Raw genomic sequence first — 1,949 nt, 5'->3', positions numbered from 1 at the left:
GTAAGCGCGTAGGCCATCCCACGTATCTTTAGGACTGCTGATCGGCGATTTTCTGCATGAATCATGCGGAGAATCCTATGAGCGACAGTGTGAATCACCCTCGAACCTTTGAGGTTTTGACGGCGGAGCCCGTGCGAAGACGACGCAAGCCGCGTGACTGGTCGGATGACGACAAGGCAAGAATTGTCGCCGCGGCGCTGCAGCCGGGGGCAAATGTCTCGGCGGTTGCCCGGTCTGAAGGCTTGGATCCCTCGCAGCTTTATGGGTGGCGTCGCAAGGCACTGGCATCGGGAGTTGTTGCGCCCCTGACGGAGAGAACGGGCAAGGAGATCAAGTTCGCGCGCGTTGAAACTGTCAGCAGCTCTGCGGTGGAAATCGTCATCGGCGATATCGTGGTGCGCCTCGGCGACGATTTTGACACTGATCACCTGGTGAAGGTTCTGCAGGCGGTTCGCAAGGCATGATCGCGTCTGGTGTGGTGGTCTATGTGTCGTGCCAGCCGGTCGACTTCCGCAAGGGGGCTGCCTCTTTGATGGCGCTGGTTCGGGATGGTGGTCTCGATCCCTTCAATGGCGCACTTTACGTCTTCCGATCAAAACGGGCCGATCGTATTCGTATTGTCTGGTGGGATGGCAGTGGTGTCTGCCTCTATTCGAAAACCTTGGAAGATCAAGGCTTCTGCTGGCCGGGCATATCGGCGGCACGGATACGTCTGGACCATTCTCAGCTTATGGCATTGCTGGCCGGAATGGATTGGAAAAAGATCCGCCCGACCAAGGTCAGGCGGCCCTTGTTGACGGGCTGACAGCGCCTGCGGCAAGATGAATCATGCCGCTGTAATGGTTGGGAAAACGGTTGTTTTTATGCTCTAATCCTTCCCATGGATTTGCCCCTTCACGACTTGCCGGATGACGTTGACGCGCTGAAAGCGATGGTTCTCGCGATGGCGCGCGAGCAGGCTGCGAAAGAAGTCCGACTGAAGGCCGCTGAAGCTGAGATCACCCGGTTGGAGGCGGTGGAGAAGAGCGCCAACGAGCGGATCACCAATCTCACATCGATCCTGAAGGTTCTGCAGCGCACCCAACATGGCACCCGTTCCGAGCGACTGCGCCTTGGTGTCAACGACGAACAGGTCTCCTTTGCCTTCGAGGAAGTCGAGACCGGGCTTTCGGCAATCCAGAGCGAGCTTGATCACGCAGCCAAAGACAAGCCGAAACGAGCACCACGTCCACGCAAGGGTTTTGCCGCTCATCTCGAACGCATCGAGGAAGTGATCGAACCGGAGATCCCAACCGGCTGCGAGGGGCTGGAAAAGGTCCTGATCGGTGAGGATCGCTCCGAACGGCTGGATGTCGTGCCGCCGAAGTTCCGGGTCATCGTGACGCGCCGCCCCAAATACACCTTCCGCGGCCACGATGGCGTACTCCAGGCTTTGGCACCGGCGCACATCATCGAAAGCGGCCTGCCGACGGAGCGGCTGCTCGCCTATATCGCCGTCTCCAAATACGCCGACGGCCTTCCGCTTTACCGGCAGGAGGCAATTTATCTACGCGACGGTGTCGAGATCAGTCGATCGTTGATGGCCCAGTGGATGGGGCATCTGGGCTTCGAACTTCAGATTTGCGCCGATTATATCCTCGAGCGCGTCAAGGAGGGCGACAGGGTCTTCGCCGACGAGACGACATTGCCCACGCTTGCGCCCGGCTCGGGGAAAACGACGAAAGCATGGCTTTGGGCTTATGCTCGCGATGATAGACCCTATGGCGGAACCAGCCCGCCGATGGTGGCCTATCGATTTGAGGATAGTAGGGGCGCTGATTGCGTGGCGCGGCATCTCTCCGGGTTCAGCGGCATCCTGCAAGTTGACGGATACTCGGCCTATACCAGTCTGGCCAAGACGCGTGCCAAAGCCGGCAGCAATGAAACGATCCAGCTCGCAGGGTGTTGGG

Annotated in this window: 3 protein-coding genes; all 3 read left to right on the top strand. The window is 59.0% G+C overall.

The features are described 5' to 3' along the window. Nucleotides 1-77 precede the first annotated feature (77 nt). Nucleotides 78-464, top strand: a complete 387-nt coding sequence (locus ACP7E0_RS34840; RefSeq protein WP_113316044.1) for a transposase — start codon at nucleotides 78-80, stop codon at nucleotides 462-464. Further along, nucleotides 461-805: an IS66 family insertion sequence element accessory protein TnpB gene (tnpB, locus tag ACP7E0_RS34835; protein WP_003495066.1), complete on the top strand. Its 345-nt coding sequence runs from the start codon at nucleotides 461-463 to the stop codon at nucleotides 803-805. The genes ACP7E0_RS34840 and tnpB overlap by 4 nt, the downstream gene beginning before the upstream one ends. A gap of 75 nt (nucleotides 806-880) precedes the next feature. Continuing rightward, nucleotides 881-1,949 (top strand): IS66 family transposase (gene tnpC / locus ACP7E0_RS34830; RefSeq protein WP_426131915.1); only part of this gene is annotated, 1,069 nt, incomplete at its 3' end.

Origin of the sequence: Pararhizobium sp. PWRC1-1, from assembly GCF_049897905.1 — a bacterium.
GTDB lineage: Bacteria > Pseudomonadota > Alphaproteobacteria > Rhizobiales > Rhizobiaceae > Pararhizobium.
Note: the sequence above shows the minus strand (reverse complement) of the source record. Positions and strands in the feature narration are given on the sequence as shown.

Coding starts and splice junctions, on each gene's coding strand:
- tnpB (WP_003495066.1), top strand. CDS start 461: ATGATCGCGTCTGGTGTGGTGGTCTATGTGTCGTGCCAGCCGGTCGAC.
- ACP7E0_RS34840 (WP_113316044.1), top strand. CDS start 78: ATGAGCGACAGTGTGAATCACCCTCGAACCTTTGAGGTTTTGACGGCG.